The sequence below is a fragment of the Lactobacillus sp. UMNPBX16 genome (assembly GCF_002553775.1).
Classification (GTDB): domain Bacteria; phylum Bacillota; class Bacilli; order Lactobacillales; family Lactobacillaceae; genus Lactobacillus; species Lactobacillus crispatus.
Map to the genome: position 1 here is coordinate 1 of NZ_PCYU01000080.1, position 1,676 is coordinate 1,676.

Genomic DNA, 1,676 nt, shown 5'->3' on the forward strand with positions numbered 1-1,676 from the left:
AGACGGTTATTTAAGTTCTTTTATTTACAATTCTTCTGGATCTTCTCTTGCCACGGTAAATAAGCTTCAAGGGTTTCCGAATCCAGAATCTCTTCATTCGGTAATTTCTGAAGCAAATAATTCAAGTACTTTTCAGGATCAAGGCCATTTCTCTTGGCAGTTTCAATTAAGCTTAGAATAAAGCCACTTGCAGTAGCACCCTCAAAACTTTGAGAAAATAACCAATTCTTCCGGCCCATGACGAGTGATTTTACAGCGCGTTCGGCCTTATTGTTAGATAATTCTAAATTGCCATCAAGCAAGACATGCTCAAAAGTAGCTTGATGCTTGAGGGTATAATTAATGGCTCTTCCCAATTTAGAACCTGGTAAAACGGTTGTCTTATTTTTCTCACACCAGTTGAAGAACTCTTGCATCAGAGGCTTGAGCTTTGCTTGTCTTAGCTGGTAACGTTCTTGTTTGCTCAAATTCTCCCAGGTTTGTTCTAAGTAAAACATGCGATTGCAGTAGTTGAGTCCTTTTTGGGCAAGGGACTTTCCAGAAGCCTGTTGTGGTACGGCTTCGTGAAACTTTCTTCTAACATGAGCCCAGCAGCCAACTAAAGTTGCTTTCGGCAATTGCTCATAAGCCTGCCACATATCACAGTGCAAATAACCGGGATAGTTTCCTAAAAAGTTTAAGGCAACCTTGCCACTCCGAGAAGGATCATGATGATAGAGTGTAATCCCGTATTGATCATGTTTGCCTGAAAGGAAGACCCAATAGTAAGTCTTGATTGTTTTACTTTCTAAGACTGTGTAATAAGTTTCATCGGCATGTAAAATTGGCCGCATTAACAGCTTTTGCTTAAGCAGATCATACACTGGTTTAAAGTAGTATTGACTGCTTTTCAAATCCCAATAATTTAACATCTGTCTTGAAACTTTTAGTCCCATCTTCTTCCAGTCGCTTTCTTGGCGATAGTCCGGCACCTTCATTTCATATTTTTGATAGAGTGAATGAGCGATGAGTGAAGCTGAACCTAGACCATGGTTTAGGGGAGCTTTAGGTACTGCAGCTTTAATGATCTTGTCGCTAAGATTTCTTTGACTGCAATATTTACATTTGTAAGCATGTTGGATATGGTCTAGCCTTTTAAGTTGAGCTGGGATAAACAATAATTCTTGGCGAACTGACTGCTTGCCTATCTCAATCAGTTCATGATGACAATCAGGACAATGCTTGTCGCCTAATTCATGGTGAACCTCTTCAGCTGGAAGGGCAGCTAGTAAGTCAGCACGCTTTCGTTTGTGAGCTTGTCTTTTATAAGTAATAGTCTGAACGGCGGCGTCGGGGACGTTCTCCGTCATCTTGAGCATCAGGTTCATCAAAGAGACTTGTTTGTCCATTTAAAGGCATTTGTTCTGAAGATTTGCCATAACGTTTTTGCGTTAAGTAAGCCACTTGTTCACGGAGGAGCTTGATTTCATCAGTTAAGTTTTGAATAGTAGTTGCTTGTTGTGCAATAATCTTTTCCAAATTTTCTTGTGACATGAGTTAAACTTCCTCCTAAATTTATTAGTTAAAAGAATATCAAAAAAGCGTGCGATGTCAAGTGTTAGTAGAATTCGCACGCTTTCGTGTTCTTTATTTTTGGATTGATTGCGAAGCCCTTCATTAGCCAGTCGACCTGCTCA

Annotated in this window: 2 protein-coding genes; both read right to left on the minus strand. The window is 39.9% G+C overall.

Translation table 11 applies throughout. The features are described from left to right. Positions 1-20: 20 nt before the first annotated feature. Positions 21-1,349, minus strand: coding sequence for an IS66 family transposase (locus CP367_RS10365; RefSeq protein WP_233187511.1), 1,329 nt, complete (start codon positions 1,347-1,349; stop codon positions 21-23). Next, positions 1,303-1,533: a transposase gene (locus CP367_RS10370; RefSeq protein ID WP_005725993.1), complete on the minus strand. Its 231-nt coding sequence runs from the start codon at positions 1,531-1,533 to the stop codon at positions 1,303-1,305. Before CP367_RS10370 ends, CP367_RS10365 begins: the two co-directional genes overlap by 47 nt. Positions 1,534-1,676: the final 143 nt, after the last annotated feature.

What these genes read in the sequence shown, in the direction of transcription:
- CP367_RS10365 (WP_233187511.1), bottom strand. Translation starts at nt 1,349, where the DNA reads ATGACGGAGAACGTCCCCGACGCCGCCGTTCAGACTATTACTTATAAA.
- CP367_RS10370 (WP_005725993.1), bottom strand. Translation starts at nt 1,533, where the DNA reads ATGTCACAAGAAAATTTGGAAAAGATTATTGCACAACAAGCAACTACT.